The sequence below is a fragment of the Tsukamurella sp. TY48 genome, assembly GCF_019656655.1.
In the GTDB taxonomy this organism is placed as follows: Bacteria; Actinomycetota; Actinomycetes; order Mycobacteriales; family Mycobacteriaceae; genus Tsukamurella; species Tsukamurella strandjordii.
The window spans coordinates 881,703-904,741 of the sequence record NZ_BPMV01000001.1; the positions used below are offsets into that span (position 1 = coordinate 881,703).

Sequence of the window (23,039 nt, forward strand, 5' to 3'; positions counted from 1 at the left end):
GGTACGGGCATGGAGGAATTCCAGATGGATCTGCCGTCGGTGGTGAGCGCCGGCGGCGCGCTGGGCTCGCTCGCCACGGCGGTGACCGCGGTGACCGGCGCGGGCGCGGCGACGGGGGCCGCACTCACCCCGGTGTTCGGCGTGGTGGGCGGCGATTACCTGGCCGGCCTGCTGGGCGCGGTCGCGGCCACCGATACCGAGTTGGCGCGGTTGGCCGCGTTCTACGCCTCCGCCGCGGCGGGTGCGGCGCAGACGGTGGCCTCGGCGGCGGCCACGGAGGCCGGCGGGACCGCATCGCTGCTCGGCGTGATCGGCGGCGCGGTGTGAACGGGATCGTGCAGGCGCTCGCGGCGCCCCTGCGTTCCCTCCTCGACGCCTTCGGCACGGGTGATCTGACCACCGCCGGGGTCGATGCGGCGATCACGGCGATCCAGACGGAGCTGGACCGCATCAGCGCGCAGACCCGCACCACGAACGTCTCGGTGGGACAGGCGTGGACGGGCGTGGACGCCGGCGCGGCGCAGCGCACCATCGGCACCGGGGGCATCTCGGCCGGTGACCTGTCGCAGCACACCGGGGCCCTCAAGGAGTCGGTCACGGTGGCCGCCGAGAAGGTGCGCACCGGCCAGGCCGATCTCCAGCGGATCCTCGACTCCTTCGTCCAGCAGGCCGAGGCGGCGAACCCGTCGCTGGCGAATCCCACCGGGCTCATCGCCGTGCTCACGCTGGCCGCCGATCATCTGCAGCAGGCGCTCGACGTGCTCAAGCGGGTGCGCGGCGAGCTCGACGGCGAGACCGGCAAGGTCAACGAACTCGCGTCCAGCACGCCCACCGCACCCGGCACCGTCGACGGCGGTGGTGCGGCCACCACGCCGGCCTCGGCCACCGGGACCGCCCCGGCCGCCACCGCCTCGCCCGGTAGCGGCGCGAGCACCGGCGGTGGGGGTTCGTCCGGGGGCGGTGGGTTGAGCACGCTGCCGGCCGCGCTCACGGGATCGTCGGGCGGCTCCGGCCGGGGCACGGGCGGGTCGAAGGCGCAGGCGACGAGCGCGAAGAGCACGAAGGGGAGCGCCACCACCACCGACGCGAAGGGCGGGGTGTCGATCCGGCTGCCCGACGGCTCGGTGGTGAAGGCACCGAACGCGAAGGCCGCCGCGGCGGTCCAGGCGGCGCTCACGCAGATCGGAGTCCCGTATGCGTGGGGCGGGACCGCGCCGGGCGTCGGATTGGACTGCAGCGGCCTCACCCAGTGGGCCTACCGGCAGGCGGGCCTCGAACTGCCGCGGATCGCGGTGGACCAGGTGGTGGGCTCCCAGGTCAGCGCATCGAATCTGCAGCCGGGAGATCTGGCGGTGTGGGACGGCCACGTCGCCATGGTGGTGGGCAACGGCATGATGGTGGAGGCGGGAGACCCCGTGCAGCTCTCCTCGATCCGCACCGACAACATCGGCCAGGGATTCCATGGCTTCTGGCGGCCCACCGGCTGACGGTGCGGTGCACTAGTGTGGGCGCCATGGCGTCTGACATCGTCCCGATCGAACTCGGCCTCACCGACGGCCCGGTGTACACCCTGTGGGCTCCCCGCTGGCGGGACGGCGAGGACGAATGGGAGGCCTTCCTCGGTCTCGACGAGGATCTGTACGGCTTCTCCTCCGTGGCCGAGCTGGTGGCCTTCGCCCGCAGCGGCGCGGCCAACGACCTCGATGATCACCCGGCGTGGGAGGCCCTCACCACGCTGCCCGCGGAGGCCTTCCTCCCCCGCGAGGACCGCAGCTTCGACCTGATCTCGGTGCCCGAGCTGGCCGCCGAGGAGCCGACTCCCGAGGTGATCGCGGAGCTCGAGGACACCCTGGAGATCGTGGGCCTCATCGGCGAGGTGTGCGAGCTGATCGATGTCACCAAGTTCTTCAACGGCAACCCCGTGCTGGGCACCGTCCGGATCGGCACCCGCAACTTCGAGGGCCGCGAGGGCGCTGAGATGTGGCACAAGGTGGGCCAGATCATCAGCCGCAAGTGGGACGACGTGGTCGATGCCATCGAGACCGTGGTGAGCGCCCCGAAGGTCGCCGCCTCGGCCACCGATACCGCGGAGCAGGAGCTGGCCGTGGCCGCCGAGAAGGCCGCCGCCCTCGCCGCCGACAACGCCGAGCTCGAGGACGACGACCTCGACACCCTCGACGACGAGCTGGACACCGATCTCGACGACGAGACGGAGGCCGACGAGGCCGAAGCCGACGGCGAGGACGAGGACGACGAGGAGTTCGAGGAGGACGACTCGTTCTGGGGCCAGGTGGGGATCGACCCGATCAAGATCATCACCTCGGACGGCGAGTACTACACGCTGCGCTGCTACCTCGACGACAGCCCGATCTTCTTGGGCCGCAAGGGCAAGATCTACGTCTTCGACTCCCCCGGTGCGCTCGCCCGCTACCTCGCGGACGATGCGGACAGCGACCTGTCGGCCGTGTCGACCTTCGACGAGGTGCAGGTGGCCGCCACCGACGGTTCGCTGGAGGTGGACGTGCTCGACGAGAACGTCTACGTGCTGCCCGGCATCGGCGAGGACATCGCCGACGGTCCGCGGCGCATCGACCGCGACCAGCTGGACCTCGCGGTCGAGCTGCTGCTCGATTCCGCCGACTTCGCGGACGACGATTCGGTGCGGGACGCGCTGCGCCCCACCACCCCGCTCGGATTCTTCGTCTCCTACGCGCTGGATCCGCAGCCGCGGCGCCTGGCCCCGTCGGGCCCGTTCGACAACGAGGCGGAGGCGTGGCGGGCCCTCGAGCACGATCTCGAGGACCGCCTCACCAAGAAGTAGCGGCTAGCCGATCAGCACGGCGTAGCCGGGCTTGATCACATCGTCGATGATGGCCAACCGCTCGTCGAAGGGCAGGAAGGCCGACTTCATCGCGTTGATGGTGAACCGCTGCAGGTCCGACCAGCCGTAGCCGAAGGTCTGCACCAGCTTGAGCATCTCGCGGCTCATCGAGGTGTCGCTCATCAGCCGGTTGTCGGTGTTCACGGTCACCCGGAATCGCAACTGCGCCAGCAGGTTGAACGGATGCTGTTCGAGCGAGGCGACGGCCGCCGTCTGCACGTTGGAGCTGGGGCACAGCTCCAGCGGGATGCGGGCGTCGCGCACCCGCGCGGCCACCAGGCCCAGTTCGGCGCCGGAGAAGTCCTTGGAATCGGGGCCGACGCCCGCGGGGAGCGTGATGTCGTCCACGATCCGCACGCCGTGTCCCAGCCGGTCGCAGCCGCAGAAGGCCAACGCCTCGTGGATCGACGGCAGACCGAAGGCCTCACCGGCGTGAATGGTGAACGGCGCCGAGTGATCCCGCATGTACTCGAAGGCGTCGAGGTGCCGGCTGGGCGGGAAGCCCGCCTCGGCACCGGCGATGTCGAAGCCCACGGCGCCGCGGTCTCGCCAGCGCACGGTGAGCTCGGCGATCTCCCGGGACCGGGCGGCGTGCCGCATCGCGGTCACCAGGCAGCGCACCACGATGGGCCGGCCGGCCTCGCGAGCGGCGGCCTCGCCCTGCGCGAAGCCGGACAGCACCGCCTCCATCACCTCGTCGAGGGAGAGGCCGCGCTCGGTGTGCTGTTCGGGCGCGAACCGCACCTCGGCGTAGACCACACCGTCCTCGGCGAGGTCCTCCGCGCATTCGCGGGCCACGCGGGCGAGCGCCTCCGGCGTCTGCATCACGCCGACGGTGTGCTCGAAGGTCTCGAGGTACTTCACCAGCGAGCCGGAGTCGGCCGCCTCACGGAACCAGGTGGCCAGCTCGGGTTCGGTGCTCGCCGGGAGGTTCTGGTAGCCCGTCTCCTCGGCCAGCTCCAGGACGGTGCGCGGCCGCAGCCCGCCGTCCAGGTGGTCGTGCAGCAGCACCTTGGGCGCGCGGCGCAGGGAGGACAGATCGATGGGGGTGGGTCCGACCGGATTAGCCATGCCGCAACGCTACCCGGCTAGCGCTCCGCGAGGTAGGTGAGGATGGCCCGGACCCGCCGGTTCCCCTCCTCCGGGGGCAGGTCGAGCTTGGCGAAGATGTTCGCCACGTGTTTGGCCACCGCAGCATCGGACACCACGAGGGCGGCGCCGATCTCGGCGTTGCTGCGCCCCTCGGCCATCAGGCCGAGCACCTCGCCCTCGCGCGGGGTGAGGCGGTCGAGCACGGTGGTGGTGAACATCTTCTGCACCACCTCGGGATCGACCACCACGCCACCCGCGGCCACGGTGTCCAGCGCGCGCACGAAGTCGCCGACCCGGCCCACTCGCTCCTTGAGCAGGTACCCCACGGCGCCGCCGGTGTCCAGCAGGCGGCGGGCGTACGCGGCGGCCACGTACTGCGAGAGCACCAGCACCGGAAGCTCGGTGCGGGCGGAGCGCAGCTCCAGTGCGGCGCGCAGGCCGTCGTCGCCGTGGCCGGGCGGCATCCGCACGTCCGTCACCACCAGGTCGACGGTGCCGGTGTCCACCGCCCGGAGCGCATCGGCGTCGCCGAGCAGGCCGATCACCTCGTGACCGGCCCGCTCGATGATGCGTTGCAGCCCCTCGGCCAGCAGCACGGAATCCTCGGCCACCACGATGCGCATGCCCTGCAGGCTAGCGGCAGCGGATCAGGGCAGGGACCAGTGCAGCGTGGTGGGGCCGCCCACGGGGCTCAGGACGGTGAGGGTGGCACCCATCGACTCGGCTCGCTCCACCAGGCCGGCGAGCCCGGTGCCCGCGGCCACATCCGCGCCGCCGGAGCCGTCGTCGGTCACCGTCATCGCGGGCGGTTCGCCGGTGAAAACGATGCGCACCGCGGTCGCACCGCCGTGCTTGATCGCGTTCGTGACGGCCTCACTGGCCGTGTAGTACATGGCGCGCTCGACCTCGGTGGGCAGGCGCCGGCCGTGCGGCCAGCCCTCACCGGCGATGACCTCCACGCGCAGCGGGCCACCCAGTTCGGCGCAGGCGGCCTCGACCCCGGCATCGTCGAGCACCTGCGGGTGCACGCCCCGGACGGTGTCGCGCAGGCCGGCCATCGCGCGTTCCAGGCGGGCCTGGGCCTGGGCCACCTCGCCGCGCACGGCCTCGTCCTCCACGGACTGCTGCAGCATCCCCAGCTGCATCGACAGGCTCACGAGGTCCTGCTGGGGGCCGTCGTGCAGGTCGCGCTCGATGCGGCGCCGCTCCCCCTCGAAGGAGTTCACCAGTACGCCCCGTGAGGCCTGCAGCCGCGCGACGAGCCGCCGCAGCTCCTCCTCGCGCGGGCTCAACAGTGCCTGCGCGAGGGCCACGTTCACGGCCGATACCGCGTAGGCGACGTACACACCGACGGCGCCGAGCGCGATCCCCACCGCGCACAGGGCGAGGGCGCTGAGCTGGTTGTCGATGGTCCAGCCGAAGACGTTGTACTGCTCGGTCTCCGCGAGCCAGGGCGCCAGGATCAGTCCGCCGACGAGGGCGCCGTAGACCATCACGCCGAGCGAGATCAGCGGTCCGAAGGCGGCCAGGATGAGCCCGTAGACCACCTCGCGCCAGGTCGCGGCCTCGCCGAGCCGGTGCCCGGCGCGCGCGGTGACCGAACCGTCGAGCGGCGGGTGCGGGTCGGCGATCGGCGCCGCCTGCATCAGTGTCACGCGCCATCGCTCCAGCTTCGCGGTGTAGTACGACCACACCGGTGCGAGCGGCAGCAGCACGATCACCACGTACAGGAGGAAGAGCACCCAGCCGATGGCCAGCGAGCAGATCAGGTACGCCAGCCCGCGCCACGAGGCCGACGAGCCCAGCAGTTCACTCGGGGTCCGCAGCGGCGCGAACAGCGCGGAACGCCGGGGTGTTTCGGGCGGGTACGGGCCGGTGGGGGTCATGGCGGTTTCGATCATGCCCGAGACGTTAGGGCGGCGTCGAGCCCCGCACACGGGAGCGCGGGCCCCGATCCGGGGTGGTGCCAGCACTACCCTCGGGCGGCTAGCGTGACGGACATGCGCATCGCGATCCTCGACGACTTCCAGGGCGTGGCCCTGCAGTACGGCGATTTCTCCGGGCTCGACGTCACCGTCTTCACCGAACCGCTCACCGATGTTCCGGCACAGCTCGCCGGGTTCGGCGCGGTGGTGGCGATGCGCGAGCGCACCCGGTTCCCGGCGGAGGTGCTGCGCGCGCTGCCCGATCTGAGGCTCCTGGTCTCCACCGGGCGGCGCAACGCCGCGATCGATCTCGCAGCGGCCTCCGAGGCGGGGATCACCGTGTGCCACACCAGGTACCGTCCCGCCGCCGCGGCCGAGCACACCTGGGCGCTGATCCTCGCCGCGCTGCGGCACGTACCGGAGGAGGACGGCAACATCCGGGCCGGACGGTGGCAGAGCACCGTCGGCACCGAGCTCGACGGTGCGGTGCTCGGCCTGGTCGGGCTGGGCAACCTCGGGCGGCGTGTGGCCCGGGTGGGCGCGGCCTTCGGCATGGAGGTGCTGGCCTGGTCGTCGAACTTGGACCCGGCGCGCGCCGCGGAGGCCGGTGCGACCGCGGTGAGCAAGGAGGAGCTGTTCGCGCGCGCCGACGTGCTCTCGATCCACTACGTGCTCTCCGAGCGATCGCGCGGCATCGTCGGTGCCGAGGACATCGCGCGGATGCGGCCGGGAGCGCTGCTGGTCAACACCTCCCGGGCGGGCGTGCTCGACACGGCCGCCGCGGCGGCAGCGGCCCGCCGCGGCGACATCCGGCTCGCACTGGACGTCTTCGACGCCGAGCCCCTGCCCGCCGGCGATCCGCTGCGCGAGCTGCCGAATTCGGTGCTCACCGGGCACATCGGCTACGTCACCGAGCAGCAGTACCGGGTCTTCTACGGCGATGCCGCGGAGGACGTGCGCGCCTTCCTGGCGGGCACGCCCGTCCGCGTCATGAATCCCTAGACGGTCACCCGGTCGAGCACGAGCGAACCCCGCGGGCTCGCGGTCCCGCCGATGACGGCGGCCCCGTCGAGCGCGGCGACCGCACCGTCGAACTTCTCCGGGGTGTCGGTGTGCAGGGTGAACAGGGGCTCGCCCTCGGTGACGGTGTCGCCGACGCTCGCATGCCAGGTGACGCCGGCCCCGGCCTGCACGGGCTCGCCCTGCCGCTCCCGGCCGGCGCCGAGCCGCCAGGCCGCGATGCCGACGCCCATCGCGTCGAGCTCGGTGAGCACGCCGGAGGCCGGCGCGGCCACGGTGCGGGTGTGCTTCGCGACGGGCAGCGGCGCATCGGGATCACCGCCCTGCGCGGCGATCATCGCCCGCCAGCTGTCCATGGCCTTCCCGTTGGCGAGGTGCTCGGCGGGGTCGGCGTCGACGCCCGCGAGGGCGAGCATCTCCTTCGCGAGCGCCAGCGTCAGCTCCACCACGTCCGACGGTCCGCCCCCGGCCAGCACCTCGAGCGACTCGGCCACCTCGAGGCCGTTGCCGGCGCTGCGGCCGAGCGGGGTGGACATGTCGGTGAGCAGCGCGACGGTGTCCACGCCGGAGTCGTGGCCGAGCGCGACCATGGTCTCGGCGAGCTCGCGCGCCTGCTCGTGGGTCTTCATGAAGGCGCCCTTGCCCACCTTCACATCGAGCACCAGCGACGCGGTGCCCTCGGCGATCTTCTTGCTCATGATCGAGCTGGCGATCAGCGGGATGGCTTCCACGGTGGAGGTCACATCGCGCAGTGCGTAGAGCTTCTTATCGGCGGGCGCGAGTCCGGAGCCGGCCGCGCAGATCACGCCGCCCACCTTCTCCAACTGGTCGAACATCTGCTCGTTGGTGAGGTCGGCGCGCCAGCCGGGGATGGCCTCCAGCTTGTCGAGGGTGCCGCCGGTGTGGCCGAGCCCGCGGCCGGAGAGCTGGGGAACGGCGACGCCGTAGGAGGCGACGAGCGGGGTGAGCGGGAGGGTGATCTTGTCGCCCACGCCGCCGGTGGAGTGCTTGTCGGTGGTGGCCAGCGGCGCGCCGTCGCGGCGCAGGCCGGAGAAGTCCATGCGCTCACCGCTGGCGATCATGGCCGCGGTCCAGCGCGCGATCTCGCGGCGGTCCATGCCGTTGAGGAAGATCGCCATCGCGAGCGCCGACATCTGGTAGTCCGCCACCTCGCCGGTGGTGAACCGATCGATGATCCAGTCGATCTGGCCGTCCGTGAGGGCCTTCCCGTCGCGCTTCGCGGCGATCACGGATACCGCGTCGAACACCTCGGTCGAATCGGAACTCATCGGTTGACCTCTTCCAGATCGTCGGGCCCGAAGGCATCGGGCAGCAGGCGGCTCAGCGGCACGGGGCCGGAGCGGTGATCGACGAGGAGCTCTCCCCCGCCGTGTTCGTAGAGAAGTTGCCGGCACCGGCCGCACGGCATGAGGATGTCGCCGTTGGCGTTGGTACAGCTGAAGGCGAGCAGTCGGCCGCCGCCGGAATTGTGAAGCGCACTCACGAGTCCGCACTCCGCGCAGAGTCCGAGCCCGTATGAGACATTCTCCACATTGCAACCCGACACCAGCCGGCCGTCGGTGGTGATAGCCGCGGCCCCCACGGGATAGCGGGAATAGGGTGCGTAGGCCCGTCCCATGGCTTCGACGGCGGTGCGCCGCAACGTCTCCCAGTCGATCTCCGGCACCGTGGACCACACCCTTCCGAAACACTGTTGACGATGAATCAATTTATGTCAGGCAAACCTAACTAATTCTATTCGGCCCCAACGGATCGGGACCGTGGTTTCGATTCCACATTCCCGTGGGTTTAAGGTCAAGGCGTGGGTTCAGGTACACGTCGGGATTGAGGCGCCGTCCGGGCTGACGAGCTGCCCGAGGTGCCGATTCCCGCCGCGTCCATCAACGATGATGTCGAAGGCAGGGCTCGATGAGCAGTACTACTGAGGTGGTGGCGGCGAAGGAGCCGCGCCGCGTCTCCCTCTACAAGGGCGACCCGGGAATGTTGAACTGGGTGCTGCACCGCATCAGCGGCGTCACCATCTTCTTCTTCCTGTTCGTCCACGTCCTCGACACGGCGGTCATCCGCATCGATCCCGAGGCCTACGACGCCGTCATCAAGACGTACAAGACGCCGCTCATCGGTCTGCTCGAGATCGGCCTCGTCATGGCCATCCTGTTCCACGCCCTCAACGGCGTCCGCGTGATCCTGGTGGACTTCTGGAGCAAGGGCGTGCAGTACCAGAAGGCCATGTCGATCGCGGTGTGGGTGGTCTTCCTGATCACCGGCGCCGGCATGGCGGCCCGTCTCCTCTACATCATGTTCACGAACTAGGGGGCCGATACATGACCACCGCGAACGAGCCCAAGCTCGCGAAGACGCTGCTCAAGCAGTACGACCGCCCGGCTTCGCTCGACAACCCCCGCTCCCCGCACCGTCCCACCGGCGGCAACTTCGAGAAGTACGCGTGGCTGTTCATGCGCTTCTCGGGCATCGCGCTGCTGGTGCTGGTGTTCGGCCACGTCTTCATCATGCTGGCGCTCGACAGCGAGGGCGTGCACCGCATCAACGCCGCCTTCGTCGCCCAGCGCTGGGCCAGCCCGTTCTGGCAGATCTGGGACATCACCATGCTGTGGCTCGCGCAGCTGCACGGCGGCAACGGCCTGCGCGTGATCATCGATGACTACGCCCGCAAGGACCGCACTCGGTTCTGGCTCAAGGCACTGCTCGTCCTGTCGATGATCCTCGTGGTCGGCCTCGGCTCGTACGCGCTGCTCACGTTCGAACCGGCCTCCGTGCCCACCGCGCAGTAGCGCCAGGAAGGACTCACCCGCATCATGCAGGAACATCGTTACGACGTGGTGATCATCGGCGCCGGCGGCGCCGGTATGCGCGCGGCCATCGAGGCCGGCCCTCGCGCCCGCACTGCGGTGCTCACCAAGCTCTACCCCACTCGCTCCCACACCGGTGCCGCCCAGGGCGGCATGTGCGCCTCCCTGGCGAACGTCGAGGAGGACAACTGGGAGTGGCACACCTTCGACACGGTCAAGGGCGGCGACTACATCGTCGACCAGGACGCCGCGGAGATCATGGCCAAGGAGGCCATCGACGCGGTGCTCGATCTGGAGAAGATGGGCCTGCCCTTCAACCGCACCCCCGAGGGCAAGATCGACCAGCGCCGCTTCGGCGGTCACACCCGCGATCACGGCAAGGCGCCCGTGCGCCGCGCCTGTTACGCCGCGGACCGCACCGGCCACATGATCCTGCAGACGCTGTACCAGAACTGCGTCAAGCACGACGTGGAGTTCTTCAACGAGTTCTACGTGCTCGACATCGCGCTCACCGAGACCGAGGACGGTCCCGTCGCCACCGGCGCCGTGGCCTACGAGCTGGCCACCGGCGAGCTGCACGTCTTCCACGCCAAGGCGATCATCTTCGCCACCGGCGGCTCGGGCCGCATGTACAAGACCACCTCCAACGCCCACACCCTCACCGGTGACGGCATGGGCATCGTCTTCCGCAAGGGCCTGCCCCTGGAGGACATGGAGTTCCACCAGTTCCATCCGACGGGCCTCGCGGGCCTGGGCATCCTCATCACCGAGGGCGTCCGCGGCGAGGGCGGCATCCTCCGCAACGTCGACGGTGAGCGGTTCATGGAGCGCTACGCCCCCACCATCAAGGACCTCGCGCCCCGCGACATCGTCGCGCGGTCGATGGTGCTCGAGGTGCTCGAGGGCCGCGGCGCCGGACCGAACAAGGACTACGTGCTCCTGGATGTCACGCACATCCCGGAGGAGACCCTGATGGCCAAGCTGCCGGACATCATGGAGTTCTCGCGCACCTACCTCGGTGTCGACCCGGTCACCGAGCTGGTGCCCGTGTACCCCACCTGCCACTACGTGATGGGCGGCATTCCCACCAACATCCACGGTGAGGTGCTGCGCGACAACGAGCACGTGGTCCCCGGCCTGTACGCCGCCGGCGAGTGCGCCTGCGTCTCCGTGCACGGCGCCAACCGCCTGGGCACCAACTCGCTGCTCGACATCAACGTCTTCGGCCGCCGCTCCGGCATCGCCGCCGCCGAGTACGCCAACACCCACGACTTCGTCCCGCTCCCGGAGAACCCGGCCGAGATGGTCGAGAACTGGGTCGCGAACATGCTCAGCGATCACGGCAACGAGAACGTGATGGCCATCCGCACCGAGCTGCAGCAGACGATGGACAACAACGCCGCCGTCTTCCGCACCGAGAAGACCCTCACCCAGGCCCTCGAGGACGTGCGCGCCCTCAAGGCCCGGTACGAGCACGTCACGGTCACCGACAAGGGCAAGCGCTTCAACAGCGACCTGCTCGAGGCCATCGAGCTGGGCTTCCTGCTGGAGCTGGCCGAGGTCACCGTGGTCGGCGCCATCAACCGCAAGGAGACCCGCGGCGGCCACGCCCGCGAGGACTACCCGAACCGCGATGACGAGAACTTCATGGTGCACACCATGGCGTACAAGGAGGGCGAGGGCCTGGAGTCCGGGATCCGTCTCGACACCAAGCCCGTCGTGCAGACCCGCTACGAGCCGATGGAGCGTAAGTACTGATGACCGCCACCGCTGAATTCCCGTCATCGACCGTCAATCCGCCGGTCCCGCCCGGGTCGACCATGGTCACGATCAAGGTCTACCGGTTCAACCCGGAGGATCCCGACGCGGCCGGCTGGCAGAGCTACAAGGTCCCCGCGCTCCCCTCGGACCGCTTCCTGAACCTGCTCCTGTACATCAAGGGCTACCTGGACGGCACCCTCACCTTCCGCCGGTCCTGCGCCCACGGTGTGTGCGGCTCGGACGCCATGCGCATCAACGGCGTGAACCGGCTCGCCTGCAAGATGCTGATGAAGGACTTCCTGCAGGAGGGCAAGGAGATCACCGTCACCGTCGAGCCGATCCGCGGCCTGCCCGTGGAGAAGGACCTCGTGGTCGATATGGAGCCCTTCTTCGACGCCTTCCGCGCCGTGAAGCCCTACCTGATCACCTCGGGTAATGAGCCCACCCGCGAGCGCATCCAGTCGCCCACCGATCGCGAGCGCTTCGACGACACCACCAAGTGCATCCTGTGCGCGTGCTGCACCACCAGCTGCCCCGTGTACTGGATGGACGGCTCGTACTTCGGCCCCGCGGCCATCGTGAACGCTCACCGGTTCATCTTCGACAGCCGCGACGAGGGCGCCGCCGAGCGTCTCGACATCCTCAACGACGTCGACGGCGTGTGGCGCTGCCGCACCACCTTCAACTGCACCGACGCGTGCCCCCGTGGCATCCAGGTGACGAAGGCCATCCAGGAGGTCAAGCGCGCCCTCCTGTTCAGCCGCTAGCCATTACTGCAGCCCGAGGCGCCCCGGATCTCGCACGAGGTCCGGGGCGTTCTCGTATCCGCCGAGAGGATCGCCGTGACCGCCGATGACGCACTGATCACCACCCCGATCGACGGCGGCCTGCTGCGCGGCCACCTCGACCTGGAGCACACGGCACGGGGTCTTCTGCCGCATCGGCTTCCGCCCGCCGCGCGCCGCCGGATCCCCGACGAGCGGCTCGCCTCCGCGGAGGCGCAACCCGCGGGCGTGCGGCTGGTTTTCCGCACGGCGGCCACCGTCGTCGAGCTCGAGACGATCCCCACCAAGCGCGTGTACGCCGGTTTCCCGCCGCGACCCGACGGTGTCTACGACCTCGTCGTCGACGGTCACCCGGTGGCGCAGGCGACGGTTCCCGGCGGCGATGTGGACACCGTGGTCGATATGGCGACGCAGGAGACCGAGCACACCGAGGGTCCTTCCGGCACAGCACGATTCACCGACCTTCCGGCGGGTGACAAGCGCGTGGAGATCTGGTTGCCGCACAACGAGGCCACCGTGTTGGTCGCGCTGCGCTCGGACGCACCGATCGCGCCGGACGGTGATCGCCCCCGGGTCTGGCTGCATCACGGCAGCTCGATCAGCCACGGCTCCAACGCCACTCACCCCACGGGGAGCTGGCCGGCGATCGCGGCGGCCGCAGCGGGTGTCGACCTGATCAACCTCGGATTCAGCGGTAGCGCGCTGCTCGATCCGTTCGTCGCCCGCGCGATCCGGGACACCCCGGCCGATCTGATCAGTCTCAAGATCGGCATCAACATCACCAACGGCGACGTGATGCGCCTGCGCGCCTTCACCGCGGCCGTGGACGGCTTCCTGGACACGATCCGCGACGGTCACCCCACCACCCCCCTACTGCTCGTCTCCCCCATCCTGTGCCCGATCCAGGAGCACACCCCCGGGCCCGTGATGCCCGTCCCCACGGGCGACGGCCTGCGGTTCGAGGCGACGGGCGATCCGGAGCAGGTGCGATTCGGACGGCTCACGCTCACGGTGATCCGGGACGAGCTCGCGCGGATCGTGGCGAACCGCGCGGCCGACGATGCGAACCTGCACCTGCTCGACGGCCGAGCCCTGTACGGCACACAGGACCACGATCGCCTGCCGCTGCCCGATGCACTGCATCCCGACGGTGCCACACACCGGCTGATCGGTACCCGGTTCGGCGCGACGGTCTTCGGAGCGGGCGGCGTTTTCGCTCAGTGACACCATCCATGCATCACGTGTGAGCTGGCATTTCTTCCATTTCTGACACCAATCCCTTGACATGACACCACAGTGGTGTCACTCTAATGTCATGGACCTCACGCCCTTCGTCAACGAACTCCAGCGACAGCTGGCCGGCCCGGCCGAGCGCGAACTGTCCGACGCCGCCGACAACGGTGTCGACGATCCGCGCGAGGCCGCCGAGCGGCTCGCCGCGAGCCTGGACGCCGCCACGCGGCTCGTCCTGCTCGACGCGCTGTCCGCAGCGACCGCGTCCATCACCCGCGACCTGGCGCCCGGCTCGGTCGACCTTCGGCTCCGCGGCCGCGAGGTGGACTTCGTCGTCACGCAGCCGCAGGGCGATGTCGACGGCGGTGCGACCGAGGCGGTCGCCGCGGCGCCCGGAATCCCGTTGGACGACACCGGGTCCACCCGAACCACGCTGCGCCTCCCGGACGCGCTCAAGGCCCGCGTCGACGAGGCCGCCGCGGCCGACGGGCTGTCGGTGAACACCTGGCTGGTCCGCGCGGTCGCCGCGGCCGTCGCCCCCAAGCAGCGACGGTCCTCACCACGCCCCCTGCGCACCAGCGACGACTTCGCCGGCTGGGCGAGGTAACCCGCCTCCCCCGCCCCCTTCGATCACCTGCTCAGCCCCGCGAACCCCGCGGGGCGGGCCGACCACACCCGAAAACGGTCTCCCGAAAGGAAACTCATGCCCACCTTCGATACCCCCTCCCCCATCGACCTCGCCGTCAACCTGCAGGTCGGCGACCTCGAGGTCGTCGCCGGTGACCGCGCCGACACCGTCGTCACGGTCACCCCGACCTCCCCCTCCAAGGAGGCCGACCGGCGCGCGGCCGAGAGCACCCGCGTCGAGTTCGACGGCGCACGGGTCACCGTGGTGGCCCCCAAGCCCAAGTTCAGCCTGTTCGGCCCGTCCGAGTCCGTCGATGTGCGGGTCGAGCTCCCCGCCGGCTCCCGGCTCACGGCCGAGGTCGCGTACGGCGGGACCCGCAGCACGGGCCGCCTCGGCGCCACCCGGATCAAGAACCCCGGAGGTCTCGTCGAGCTCGGTGACACCGGCGCCCTGTGGGTGCGGGCCGGCCACGGCAACGCCACGATCGGCGATGTCGACGGCTCCGCCGAGGTGACCGCCGACCACGGCCAGATCCGAGTCGGGCGGATCGCCGGCGACGCCCGGCTCAAGGCCTCGCACGGCAGCGTCCGCGCGGAGGAGACGGGCGGCGCCGTCGAGGCGAACCTCTCGTACGGCGACCTCGACATCACCCGGTCCCTCGGATCGGTGACGGCGAAGACCGCCTACGGCTCGATCACGCTGCAGGAGGTGGTCTCCGGTTCGGTCGAGGTGGAGAGCGGCTACGGCCAGGTCACCGTCGGCGTGAGCGCGGGCACCCCCGCCTGGCTCGACCTCAGTTCCAAGGAGGGGCGCGTCCGCAACGAGCTCGACGGTGACGAGTCCCCGTCCGACCTCGAGAACTCCGTGTCCGTCATGGCCCGGACCAAGTACGGCGACATCGCCATCCGACGCGCCCGCTGAGCGCGCCGCCCCGAAGAAGGAGACACCCCATGACCATCACCACCACCGACACCGCGATCGCGGTGCGCGGGATCGAGAAGGCCTACAAGGATCTACAGGTGTTGCGGGGCGTCGAGTTCGACGTCTCCACCGGGAGCATCTTCGCCCTGCTCGGCTCCAACGGCGCCGGCAAGACCACCCTGGTCCGGATCCTGTCCACGCTGCTGCGCCCGGATGCGGGCACGGCGATCGTGCACGGCTACGACGTCCGCGAGGATCCGCAGCAGGTCCGCGAATCCATCAGCCTCACCGGGCAGTTCGCCGCGGTCGACGAGGTCCTCACGGGCCGGGAGAACCTGATCCTCATCGCCCGGCTGCGCCACGAGGCCGACCCGGAGGCGGTGGCCGACGACCTGCTCGACCGGTTCCGGCTCACCGATGCCGGCGGCCGCAAGGTGGGCACCTACTCCGGGGGCATGCGCCGCCGGCTGGACATCGCCATGAGCCTGATCGGCGACCCCGCGGTGATCTTCCTCGACGAGCCCACCACCGGCCTCGACCCCGAAGCACGCATCGACGTCTGGGAGGTGGTCAAGGATCTCGCGGCGCGCGGCACCACGGTGCTGCTCACCACCCAGTACCTGGAGGAGGCGGAGCAGCTCGCCGACCGCATCGCCATCCTGCGCGACGGCCGCATCATCGCCAACGGCACACTCGCCGAACTCAAGCAGCTGCTGCCGCCCGCGAAGGTCGAGTACGTCGAGAAGCAGCCCACGCTCGAGGAGATCTTCCTCGCGCTCACCGGCACCCCCACCGAAGCCCGTCCCGAGAACCGAGGCCGATCATGACCACGCACGCCGTCTCCGATACCAATGCCCTGCTGGGGCGTTCGCTCAAACACATCACCCGCAGCGCCGACACCATCATCACCACCGCGCTCACGCCGATCGCCATGATGCTGTTGTTCGTGTACGTCTTCGGCGGCGCGATCAAGACCAGCACGGGGTCGGAGAACTACGTCAACTACCTGTTGCCGGGCATCCTGCTCATGGCGATCGCGTCGGGTATCGCGTACACCGCGCTGCGGATGTTCAACGATATGCACGGCGGCATCTTCGAGCGCTTCCAGTCGATGCCGATCGCGCGCTCGTCGGTGCTGTGGGCGCACGTTCTCACGTCGATGGTCTCGAACGCGATCACCGTACTGATCATCATCGGCGTGGCGCTGCTGATGGGCTTCCGGTCCTCGGCCGGCCCCCTCGCCTGGCTGGGCGTCTTCGGCATCCTGGCGCTGTTCACGTTGGCGCTCACGTGGATCGCGGTGATCGCGGGGCTCTCGGCCAAGACGGTCGACGGTGCCAGCGGCTTCTCCTATCCGCTGATCTTCCTGCCCTTCATCAGTTCCGCGTTCGTGCCCACCGACACCATGCCGGGCCCGGTGCGCGCCTTCGCCGAGAACCAGCCCGTCACCTCGATCGTCAACACCATCTCCGCGCTGCTCGCCGAGCGGCCCGTGGTGGCATCCGATCTGGTCTCGGCCCTCGCCTGGTGCACCGGCATCCTGGTGGTGGCCTACGCCGTGGCGATGATCGTGTACCGCCGCAAGATCAGCTGATCCCGTGATCCGCTACGCCGCGTGCCCTCCGCACGCGGCGCAGCGGTCTGCGTTCCTCGGCTAGCTGCTGACGGCGTCCTGATCCTTGCGCAGGTGCACGGGCGTCGCGAAGCACATCACGGCGATGAAACCGAAGATCAGCGCCGTGGCGGGCAGGTAGATGCTGTTGCCCATCGCATCCGCGAACGGCCCCTTGAGGAAGTCCGGCAGCGGTCCCACCGAGGTGCTCAGCGCGTCCTGTGACGGCGCCTGACCCGGCGGGAACGCCGGGGTCAGCTTGGCCTGCAACTGGTTCTGCATGAGCACGCCCACGGCGGCGCTGCCCAGCACGGCACCCACCTGGCGGGTCATGTTGTACACACCCGATCCGGCACCGGCGAGCGGCAGCGGCAGGTTGCGGTTCGCGGTGGTGGCGAGCGGCCCCCAGATGAAGGCATTGCCCACGCCCATGAGGGCGATGGGCGCCAGAATCCCCACCACCGGCGTGGTCGGCGAGGCCACCGCACCGAGCCAGAACAGGGCGATCGAGTTCGAGGCGAAGCCGAAGCCCGCGAGGTAGCGGGGGTGCACCTGGTCGATCAGCTTGCCGGACAAGGGCGCCAGGCCGCCGGAGATCACGGCGAGCGGGATCAGCAGCAGCGCCGAGCGGGTGGGAGTGAGTCCCATCGACTTCTGCGCGAACAGCATGAGCGGGATCGACATGCCCGTCACCGAGAATCCCATGGTGGCGATCGCGACGTTGGCGAGCGAGAAGTTGCGGTCCTTGAACAGCGTGAGCGACATCAGCGGCTCGGGCGCCTTGGTCTGCCACCACACGAACACCACCAACAGCACCACACCCGAGATGATCAGGGTCCACACGCCGATCGGCACCGGGCCGAGGTGCCAGATGGTGCCCCAGTCGTACTTCTGTCCCTCCTGGAGGCCGAAGGTGAGCAGGAACAGGCCCGCGGCGCTCAGCACGATGCCGGGGATGTCGAGCCGGTGCTTGTGCGTGGGCAGCGAGGGCACGAGCCGCATCGCCAGTACGAAGGCGATCACGCCCACGGGCACGTTGACGAAGAACACCCACTCCCAGCCGAGGCGGTCCACCAGGACGCCGCCGGCCAGCGGCCCGACGAGGATCGCGACGCCCGCCACCGAGCCCCACAGCGCCATCGCGCTGCCGCGCTTGTCCGCCGGGAAGGTGCGGGTGATCACGGCCATCGTCTGCGGCGTCATCAGGGCGGCGCCGAAGCCCTGCACCACGCGGGCCGCGATCAGCATTCCGGCGGTGCCGGACAGGCCGCACCACGCCGAGGCGGCGGTGAAGATCACCAGGCCGATCAGGTAGAGGTTCTTGGGCCCGTACATGTCGCCGAGCCGTCCGGCCAGCAGCAGCGGCACCACGTAGGCCAGGAGGTAGGCGCTGGTCACCCAGACCACGCTGTTGAGATCGGTTCCGAGCCCCACCATGATCGAGTCGGTGGCCACCGAGACGATGGTGGAGTCCACCAGGATCATGAAGAAGCCGATGACCATGGCCCACAGCGCGGGCCACGGACGGTAGTTCGCGGGGAGTCCGCCGCCGGCGGGGCGGTCGTCAGTCGTCGTCACAGGAGACCTTCCATTCCAGGGTTCCGTTGTTCAGCCGGTCGAGCAGGCCGCGCAGCCAGGCCGCCTCGGCCTCCGCCATCGCGGCGAGGTAGTCGATGTCGAGCAGGTGCGCCTGCGCCACATGGGTCGTGGCGCGGGCGTGGCCGGACCGCAGTGCGGCGGCCCGGCTCTCGGTCTGATGCAGGCGCGCGCCGAGCAGGTCCACCACGAGGTCGCGGTCCAGGCGGTGCGCCTCGGCGAGGGCGAGCGGGAACTGCGGGTACTCCTCGGCCGGCCGGGCCAGTAGGTCGACCACGGTGGCCTGCAAGCGGTCCCGGCCCTCGGGCGAGATCGTGTAGGTGGTGCGCTCGGGACGGTTGCCCTCGCGATCGACGCCCTGGGCGGACACCAGTCCGTCGTCCGCGAGGCGGTTCACGGTGTGGTACAGCGATCCGGCCCGGAGCTTGACCACCAGGTCCTCGTGCCGCTGCACCATCGTGGTGAACATCTCGTAGGGATGCATATCCCGCTCGGTGAGCAGGGCCAGAGCCGCCACTGCCAGGGGCGTCAGGGGCCGATTCCGCGCCATCTTCCACCTCCCATCCGCGACCGCCGGCAACGCTACGCCACGATTACTCCAAGTGGAATATTTGGAGTGGAATTACCGCCCATACCGGCCGAAACCACCCTCGCGGGATGGTCGAGGTGTGTGCTGATCGCGGTTCTTGACCGCTCCGCGCGGGAACGCCTAGATCTGCGCGATGTCGGTGACCCGCCAGGCCCGGGCGGGCGACGGCGACTTCCCGCAGGACGCCGTCCGCGGCTCGAGTTCGGTGGCCGCCACGGCGACCCGCCACGCGCGTCCGTCGGTGTGGTGCACCGTCGCGATACCGCTCGCCGCACCGTGCTTCGGCACGGGCCCGGTCTCGACGGTGACCCGGAGCGCGTCCGGATCGCACGGCGGGATCGACTCCCGCACCGCGACCTCGGCGACCTGACCGACGGACGGGGTCGAGGAGCGGCCGCGCAGCCCCACCGTCGAGACGGTGCCGGCGCGCGCGGCATCGAAGACCTCCTGCGCCTCGCCGGCGGACAACCGCCCGTAGGTGTAGCCGGTGGGCAGCACGATCAGCACCGGGGCGAAGCGGTGACCGCCGGTGTGCGAGCACTCCCACACCACGGGATCGGGATAGTGCGCGGCGAGTTCGGCCGCCAGGGGGCGGCCGCGCACCGCGCAGCACACGTCCCGCTTGCCGTTCGTGCACACCAATGCGATCGGCTCCGCCGGCGCGCCGGCGGCGGGATCGTCCACTGCCAGCGCGGGGATCTGCGCGTCGTCGTCGATCACGAAGGCGCGCAAGGAGGTCCGTCCCGCCTCGCTCCGGGCCACGAACACCCGGCGCGGGCCGCGGGGCCCGTCGGCGCGGCCGGGACGGCGGATCAGCAGGACGCGCAGGCCGCGCTCCTCCGCGAATCGCTCGATGGCGGCACCGATCTCCGGCGCGAAGGTCTCGCCCGAGAACGGGTCCCGCCCCCAGCCCGCATTGTTCTCGATGCACAGCCAGCCCGGTTCCTGCGTCGCCGTACCGGGCAGCGGTTCGTCGACGAAGTCCGAGCAGCGAGGAGTCTGGTGCATGAATCAATTGTATGTTTACAATCATTGTGTGTCTACAACGATCTCGGAGCCGAGGGCCCGGCGCAAGCAGCTGGTCCTGCTCACGTGCAGCCTCAGCCTGCTGATCGTCTCGATGGACGCCACGATCGTCAACGTCGCGCTCCCGTCGATCCGCACCGATATGGCGGCCTCGGTCCAGCAGTTGCAGTGGGTGGTGGACGTCTACACCCTCACCCTCGCCGGCCTGCTGGTACTGGCGGGCGCCGCCGCCGATCGTTTCGGGCGGCGCCGCGTGTTCCGGATCGGCCTGATCGCCTTCGCGGTCGGCTCCCTGCTGTGCAGCGTCGCGCCCACCGTCGGGGTCCTCATCGCCGCCCGGTTCACCCAGGCCGTCGGCGGCTCCATGCTCAATCCGGTGGCCATGTCGATCATCACCGCCACCTTCACCGGCCGGGCCGAGCGCGCGCGGGCGATCGGCGTGTGGGGCGCCGTCGTGGGCATCTCCACTGCGCTGGGCCCACTCGTCGGCGGCATCCTCATCGAATCGCTGGGATGGCGCTCGGTGTTCTGGATCAACCTGCCGATCTGTGCGCTCGCGGTGGTCCTCACCTTCCTCGTGGTCCCCGAGTCGAAGGCGGCCCGGATCCGGCCCGTCGATCCGTGGGGCCTCGTGCTCGCCGTGGCGGTGGTGTTCACCCTGGTCTTCGGCCTGATCGAGGAGCAACCCCTGGTGTTCCTCGGCACCGCGGCCGCGCTCGCCGCCTTCGTCCTGCACGAGCGCCGGCACCCGTCCCCGTTCCTGGACCTGCGCTTCTTCCGCAGCATCCCGTTCTCGGCGGCCACACTCACCGCGGTGTGCGCCTTCGCCGCCTTCGGCGCCTTCCTGTTCACCATGTCGATGTACCTGCAGGAGACGCGGCACCTCTCGGCCGTCCACGCGGGCCTGATGTTCCTGCCGATGGCGCTCGCCGTGCTCATCTGCTCGCCGATCTCGGGCCGGCTGGTGGCGAGCTACGGCGCGCGACCCTCGCTGCTCGGTGCCGGGCTGCTGATGACCACGGGCGCCGTGCTCCTCACCGCGATCCATCCGGACACCCCGCTGCCCCTGATCGCGGTGATCTTCGCGATCTTCGGGACCGGCTTCGGCCTGGTGAACGCACCGATCACCAACTCGGCCGTGAACGGCATGCCGCTGGACCGGGCCGGCGCCGCGGCGGCGCTCGCCTCCACCAGCCGCCAGGTGGGCGTCAGCATCGGCGTGGCCCTGGCGGGCCTGTCCGCCGGCGCTCAGCTCTGGTGGATCGTGGCCGGCACCACGAGCTGCGTGCTCGCACTCGGCGTGGTCTCCACCGGTCCGGCCGCCGCACGCTCGATCGAGCGCATCGCGCCCCTGCTGGAGGATCGCGAGGGCGCCGATGCCCGCTGAACCCGTCACCCGGCCCGATCCCGACGAGGTCTGGGGCTCCCTGGTCCGCGTGGCCTTCGACGGCCGCGACGGCTGGCGCCGGGCCGTCGTGGAGCGGACCGGATTGCCGTTCAGCCGGATCCGCGCGCTCACGCGGCTCGCCAGATCCGGGCCCATGACGCTCAAGCAGCTCGCGCACGCCGCCACGATGGACCCGCCGGCGACCACCGTCACCGTCAACGACCTGGAGGAGCGCGGCCTCGTGGTGCGGGACACCGATCCCGCGGACCGCCGCGCGAAGCTGGTGACGCTCACCGATGCGGGCCGCGCCGTCGTGGCCCTCGTCGCCGATACGCCCGATCCCGCTCCCGCGCCGTTGCGCGAGTTCACGCCCACGGAGTTGGGCGCCCTCGCCGACATGCTTCGCCGCTTGCAGGAATGACGGAGCCCGCCGGATACGATTCGAGCCGATGACAGCTCGACTTCTCCGGTGTGCGCTCGCCGCCTGCCTGGTCGGGGGCCTCGCCGCCCCCGGCCTCGCTGCCGCCGTCCCACCTCCTCCGCCCACGCCCGGCGTTACCACCGTCCCCGCGGTCACCACGCTGAACACGGACTCCTGTCCGCACAAGCAGGTGGCGCCGCCCGCCGTCGACGCCTCCGAGGTGCCCGCCCCTGGGAAGCCCGCCCCGAAACCGCTGCCGGTCCCGAAGCCGCCGGTGGGTGGCGAACGCCTGTCGGGCTGCGGCGTCGTCGCGCCCGACGGTGCGCCGCCCGCACCGCAGGGCATCGACTCGGCCGGCTGGTTGGTGGCCGACCTCACCGACGGCACCGTGCTGGCCGCCAAGGATCCGCACGGGCGGTACCGGCCGGCCAGCACCATCAAGCTCCTTCTCGCCCAAGTGGCGCTGCGTGACCTCGATCTCGACACCGTGGTCGACGGGACCGCCGAAGACGCCGCGCAGGAGGGTGATTCGGCGGGCGTCGCCCCCGGAGGCCGGTACACGGTACGGCAGCTCATCGAGGGGCTGATGCTCATCTCGGGCAACGACACCGCGCACGCTCTCGCCCGCCAGCTGGGCGGGGTCGACGCCGCGGTCACGAAGATGAACGACCTGGCGAAGTCCTTGGGGGCGCGCGACACCCGCGCCGCCACACCGTCCGGCCTGGACGGACCGGGCCAGACCACCAGCCCCTACGATATGGCGCTGATCCTGCAGAACGCACTGCGCGACAAGCGGTTCACCGAGATCGCCTCCACCCGCCAGATCACCTTCCCCGGCCATCCGCCGGTGCCCACCACCGCGCCGCCCACACCGCTGCCGCCCGGCGCAACGCCGCCCCCGGCACCGACCTCCGTCGCGCCGTATCCGATCGTCAACGAGAACCGGATGCTCACCGATGTCCCCGGTGCGGTGGCGGGGAAGAACGGCTTCACCGACGATGCGAAGAAGACCTACGTGGGCGCCGTCGATCGGGACGGCCGCCGGTACGTGGTGGTGCAGTTGTTCGGCCTGGCGTACACGGGCAACACCTACTGGGATCAGTTCCGGCGCCTCCTCGACTACGGCGTCGGGCTGCGCGGCAGTTCGGTGGGCACGCTGGTCTCCCCCGCCGCCGGCGCCACCCGCGAGCGGCCCGCGGTGCCGGAGACCACCGCATCCGAGGCTTCCGGCGGTATGGGCACGGGTACCCGGATCGCGATCGGCCTCGGCGGTCTGGTGGTGATCGGTGCGCTCGTCGGCGCCGCGATGCGCACCAGCCGGGGGCGCTGAG

General features: G+C 70.3%; 24 protein-coding genes. 16 read left to right on the forward strand and 8 right to left on the reverse strand.

Annotation, left to right across the window (positions count from 1 at the left end; all coding sequences use genetic code 11):
* Window positions 1–9: 9 nt before the first annotated feature.
* The 3 genes from TTY48_RS04320 to TTY48_RS04330 are packed head-to-tail and all read left to right on the forward strand — an operon-like array spanning window position 10 to window position 2,821.
* The gene (locus tag TTY48_RS04320) at window positions 10–327 is read left to right on the forward strand and encodes a hypothetical protein (RefSeq protein WP_220656331.1); all 318 of its coding nucleotides are present in this window, start codon (window positions 10–12) and stop codon (window positions 325–327) included.
* Entirely contained in the window at window positions 324–1,487 is a 1,164-nt protein-coding gene (locus TTY48_RS04325; protein WP_220656332.1) for a C40 family peptidase, read from the forward strand. The genes TTY48_RS04320 and TTY48_RS04325 overlap by 4 nt, the downstream gene beginning before the upstream one ends.
* 26 nt (window positions 1,488–1,513) lie before the next feature.
* A complete protein-coding gene (locus TTY48_RS04330; protein ID WP_220656333.1) occupies window positions 1,514–2,821 on the forward strand; it encodes a primosomal protein in 1,308 nt (435 codons plus the stop codon).
* 3 nt (window positions 2,822–2,824) lie between these two features.
* Here the strand turns inward: TTY48_RS04330 and TTY48_RS04335 are convergent, their stop codons facing one another.
* From TTY48_RS04335 to TTY48_RS04345, 3 genes are read right to left on the reverse strand one after another with little or no spacing between them, the layout of a single operon-like run.
* Window positions 2,825–3,952: an adenosine deaminase gene (locus TTY48_RS04335; RefSeq protein WP_220656334.1), complete on the reverse strand. Its 1,128-nt coding sequence runs from the start codon at window positions 3,950–3,952 to the stop codon at window positions 2,825–2,827.
* Between the two features lie 17 nt (window positions 3,953–3,969).
* Complete coding sequence (locus TTY48_RS04340; RefSeq protein ID WP_220656335.1) at window positions 3,970–4,596, reverse strand: response regulator transcription factor; 627 nt, start codon at window positions 4,594–4,596, stop codon at window positions 3,970–3,972.
* A gap of 24 nt (window positions 4,597–4,620) precedes the next feature.
* On the reverse strand, window positions 4,621–5,874 hold the full coding sequence (locus tag TTY48_RS04345; protein ID WP_220656336.1) for a sensor histidine kinase: 1,254 nt from the start codon (window positions 5,872–5,874) through the stop codon (window positions 4,621–4,623).
* Between the two features lie 99 nt (window positions 5,875–5,973).
* On the opposite strand from TTY48_RS04345, the gene TTY48_RS04350 reads away from it, so the two are divergent.
* Entirely contained in the window at window positions 5,974–6,900 is a 927-nt protein-coding gene (locus TTY48_RS04350) for a D-2-hydroxyacid dehydrogenase family protein (protein ID WP_220656337.1), read from the forward strand.
* On the opposite strand, the gene TTY48_RS04355 is transcribed toward TTY48_RS04350, so the two are convergent.
* Together TTY48_RS04355 and TTY48_RS04360 are read right to left on the reverse strand one after the other, a co-directional pair.
* Complete coding sequence (locus TTY48_RS04355; RefSeq protein WP_220656338.1) at window positions 6,897–8,207, reverse strand: thymidine phosphorylase; 1,311 nt, start codon at window positions 8,205–8,207, stop codon at window positions 6,897–6,899. The genes TTY48_RS04350 and TTY48_RS04355 overlap by 4 nt on opposite strands.
* A complete protein-coding gene (locus tag TTY48_RS04360; protein ID WP_220656339.1) occupies window positions 8,204–8,605 on the reverse strand; it encodes a cytidine deaminase in 402 nt (133 codons plus the stop codon). Before TTY48_RS04360 ends, TTY48_RS04355 begins: the two co-directional genes overlap by 4 nt.
* Before the next feature lie 242 nt (window positions 8,606–8,847).
* Here TTY48_RS04360 and sdhC point away from each other — a divergent pair, with 242 nt between their 5' ends.
* From sdhC to TTY48_RS04405, 9 genes are all read left to right on the forward strand, one after another.
* On the forward strand, window positions 8,848–9,252 hold the full coding sequence (sdhC, locus tag TTY48_RS04365) for a succinate dehydrogenase, cytochrome b556 subunit (RefSeq protein ID WP_220656340.1): 405 nt from the start codon (window positions 8,848–8,850) through the stop codon (window positions 9,250–9,252).
* Between the two features lie 11 nt (window positions 9,253–9,263).
* Window positions 9,264–9,731 (forward strand): succinate dehydrogenase hydrophobic membrane anchor subunit, encoded by a 468-nt coding sequence (locus TTY48_RS04370; protein ID WP_220656341.1) that lies wholly within the window; start codon window positions 9,264–9,266, stop codon window positions 9,729–9,731.
* A gap of 24 nt (window positions 9,732–9,755) precedes the next feature.
* Window positions 9,756–11,507 (forward strand): succinate dehydrogenase flavoprotein subunit, encoded by a 1,752-nt coding sequence (gene sdhA / locus TTY48_RS04375; protein ID WP_220656342.1) that lies wholly within the window; start codon window positions 9,756–9,758, stop codon window positions 11,505–11,507.
* On the forward strand, window positions 11,507–12,277 hold the full coding sequence (locus TTY48_RS04380; protein ID WP_220656343.1) for a succinate dehydrogenase iron-sulfur subunit: 771 nt from the start codon (window positions 11,507–11,509) through the stop codon (window positions 12,275–12,277). The genes sdhA and TTY48_RS04380 overlap by 1 nt, the downstream gene beginning before the upstream one ends.
* A 75-nt stretch (window positions 12,278–12,352) precedes the next feature.
* Window positions 12,353–13,519: an SGNH/GDSL hydrolase family protein gene (locus tag TTY48_RS04385; protein ID WP_255585499.1), complete on the forward strand. Its 1,167-nt coding sequence runs from the start codon at window positions 12,353–12,355 to the stop codon at window positions 13,517–13,519.
* Window positions 13,520–13,610: 91 nt separating this feature from the next.
* A complete protein-coding gene (locus tag TTY48_RS04390; RefSeq protein WP_220656344.1) occupies window positions 13,611–14,135 on the forward strand; it encodes a toxin-antitoxin system HicB family antitoxin in 525 nt (174 codons plus the stop codon).
* Window positions 14,136–14,231: 96 nt separating this feature from the next.
* Window positions 14,232–15,077 (forward strand): DUF4097 family beta strand repeat-containing protein, encoded by an 846-nt coding sequence (locus TTY48_RS04395; RefSeq protein ID WP_220656345.1) that lies wholly within the window; start codon window positions 14,232–14,234, stop codon window positions 15,075–15,077.
* A 29-nt stretch (window positions 15,078–15,106) separates the two neighbouring features.
* Window positions 15,107–15,904 (forward strand): ABC transporter ATP-binding protein, encoded by a 798-nt coding sequence (locus TTY48_RS04400; protein WP_220656346.1) that lies wholly within the window; start codon window positions 15,107–15,109, stop codon window positions 15,902–15,904.
* Window positions 15,901–16,671, forward strand: coding sequence for an ABC transporter permease (locus tag TTY48_RS04405; RefSeq protein WP_220656347.1), 771 nt, complete (start codon window positions 15,901–15,903; stop codon window positions 16,669–16,671). The genes TTY48_RS04400 and TTY48_RS04405 overlap by 4 nt, the downstream gene beginning before the upstream one ends.
* Window positions 16,672–16,731: 60 nt before the next feature.
* Here the strand turns inward: TTY48_RS04405 and TTY48_RS04410 are convergent, their stop codons facing one another.
* From TTY48_RS04410 to TTY48_RS04420, 3 genes are all read right to left on the reverse strand, one after another.
* A complete protein-coding gene (locus TTY48_RS04410) occupies window positions 16,732–18,192 on the reverse strand; it encodes a DHA2 family efflux MFS transporter permease subunit (protein WP_255585716.1) in 1,461 nt (486 codons plus the stop codon).
* Window positions 18,193–18,253: 61 nt separating this feature from the next.
* Complete coding sequence (locus TTY48_RS04415) at window positions 18,254–18,835, reverse strand: PadR family transcriptional regulator (RefSeq protein WP_220656349.1); 582 nt, start codon at window positions 18,833–18,835, stop codon at window positions 18,254–18,256.
* A gap of 159 nt (window positions 18,836–18,994) precedes the next feature.
* A complete protein-coding gene (locus tag TTY48_RS04420; RefSeq protein ID WP_220656350.1) occupies window positions 18,995–19,882 on the reverse strand; it encodes a sucrase ferredoxin in 888 nt (295 codons plus the stop codon).
* A 28-nt stretch (window positions 19,883–19,910) separates the two neighbouring features.
* On the opposite strand from TTY48_RS04420, the gene TTY48_RS04425 reads away from it, so the two are divergent.
* The 3 genes from TTY48_RS04425 to TTY48_RS04435 are packed head-to-tail and all read left to right on the forward strand — an operon-like array spanning window position 19,911 to window position 23,038.
* Entirely contained in the window at window positions 19,911–21,287 is a 1,377-nt protein-coding gene (locus tag TTY48_RS04425; RefSeq protein WP_374758678.1) for an MFS transporter, read from the forward strand.
* Window positions 21,277–21,708 (forward strand): MarR family winged helix-turn-helix transcriptional regulator, encoded by a 432-nt coding sequence (locus TTY48_RS04430; protein WP_220656352.1) that lies wholly within the window; start codon window positions 21,277–21,279, stop codon window positions 21,706–21,708. The genes TTY48_RS04425 and TTY48_RS04430 overlap by 11 nt, the downstream gene beginning before the upstream one ends.
* A 28-nt stretch (window positions 21,709–21,736) precedes the next feature.
* A complete protein-coding gene (locus TTY48_RS04435) occupies window positions 21,737–23,038 on the forward strand; it encodes a D-alanyl-D-alanine carboxypeptidase family protein (RefSeq protein WP_220656353.1) in 1,302 nt (433 codons plus the stop codon).
* The last annotated feature ends 1 nt before the right edge of the window (window position 23,039 follow it).

What these genes read in the sequence shown, in the direction of transcription:
- TTY48_RS04335 (WP_220656334.1), bottom strand. Translation starts at nt 3,952, where the DNA reads ATGGCTAATCCGGTCGGACCCACCCCCATCGATCTGTCCTCCCTGCGC.
- TTY48_RS04370 (WP_220656341.1), top strand. Translation starts at nt 9,264, where the DNA reads ATGACCACCGCGAACGAGCCCAAGCTCGCGAAGACGCTGCTCAAGCAG.
- TTY48_RS04320 (WP_220656331.1), top strand. Translation starts at nt 10, where the DNA reads ATGGAGGAATTCCAGATGGATCTGCCGTCGGTGGTGAGCGCCGGCGGC.
- sdhA (WP_220656342.1), top strand. Translation starts at nt 9,756, where the DNA reads ATGCAGGAACATCGTTACGACGTGGTGATCATCGGCGCCGGCGGCGCC.
- TTY48_RS04355 (WP_220656338.1), bottom strand. Translation starts at nt 8,207, where the DNA reads ATGAGTTCCGATTCGACCGAGGTGTTCGACGCGGTATCCGTGATCGCC.
- TTY48_RS04350 (WP_220656337.1), top strand. Translation starts at nt 5,974, where the DNA reads ATGCGCATCGCGATCCTCGACGACTTCCAGGGCGTGGCCCTGCAGTAC.
- TTY48_RS04430 (WP_220656352.1), top strand. Translation starts at nt 21,277, where the DNA reads ATGCCCGCTGAACCCGTCACCCGGCCCGATCCCGACGAGGTCTGGGGC.
- TTY48_RS04410 (WP_255585716.1), bottom strand. Translation starts at nt 18,192, where the DNA reads ATGGTCATCGGCTTCTTCATGATCCTGGTGGACTCCACCATCGTCTCG.
- TTY48_RS04405 (WP_220656347.1), top strand. Translation starts at nt 15,901, where the DNA reads ATGACCACGCACGCCGTCTCCGATACCAATGCCCTGCTGGGGCGTTCG.
- sdhC (WP_220656340.1), top strand. Translation starts at nt 8,848, where the DNA reads ATGAGCAGTACTACTGAGGTGGTGGCGGCGAAGGAGCCGCGCCGCGTC.
- TTY48_RS04330 (WP_220656333.1), top strand. Translation starts at nt 1,514, where the DNA reads ATGGCGTCTGACATCGTCCCGATCGAACTCGGCCTCACCGACGGCCCG.
- TTY48_RS04380 (WP_220656343.1), top strand. Translation starts at nt 11,507, where the DNA reads ATGACCGCCACCGCTGAATTCCCGTCATCGACCGTCAATCCGCCGGTC.
- TTY48_RS04420 (WP_220656350.1), bottom strand. Translation starts at nt 19,882, where the DNA reads ATGCACCAGACTCCTCGCTGCTCGGACTTCGTCGACGAACCGCTGCCC.
- TTY48_RS04340 (WP_220656335.1), bottom strand. Translation starts at nt 4,596, where the DNA reads ATGCGCATCGTGGTGGCCGAGGATTCCGTGCTGCTGGCCGAGGGGCTG.
- TTY48_RS04395 (WP_220656345.1), top strand. Translation starts at nt 14,232, where the DNA reads ATGCCCACCTTCGATACCCCCTCCCCCATCGACCTCGCCGTCAACCTG.
- TTY48_RS04345 (WP_220656336.1), bottom strand. Translation starts at nt 5,874, where the DNA reads ATGATCGAAACCGCCATGACCCCCACCGGCCCGTACCCGCCCGAAACA.
- TTY48_RS04435 (WP_220656353.1), top strand. Translation starts at nt 21,737, where the DNA reads ATGACAGCTCGACTTCTCCGGTGTGCGCTCGCCGCCTGCCTGGTCGGG.
- TTY48_RS04415 (WP_220656349.1), bottom strand. Translation starts at nt 18,835, where the DNA reads ATGGCGCGGAATCGGCCCCTGACGCCCCTGGCAGTGGCGGCTCTGGCC.
- TTY48_RS04400 (WP_220656346.1), top strand. Translation starts at nt 15,107, where the DNA reads ATGACCATCACCACCACCGACACCGCGATCGCGGTGCGCGGGATCGAG.
- TTY48_RS04390 (WP_220656344.1), top strand. Translation starts at nt 13,611, where the DNA reads ATGGACCTCACGCCCTTCGTCAACGAACTCCAGCGACAGCTGGCCGGC.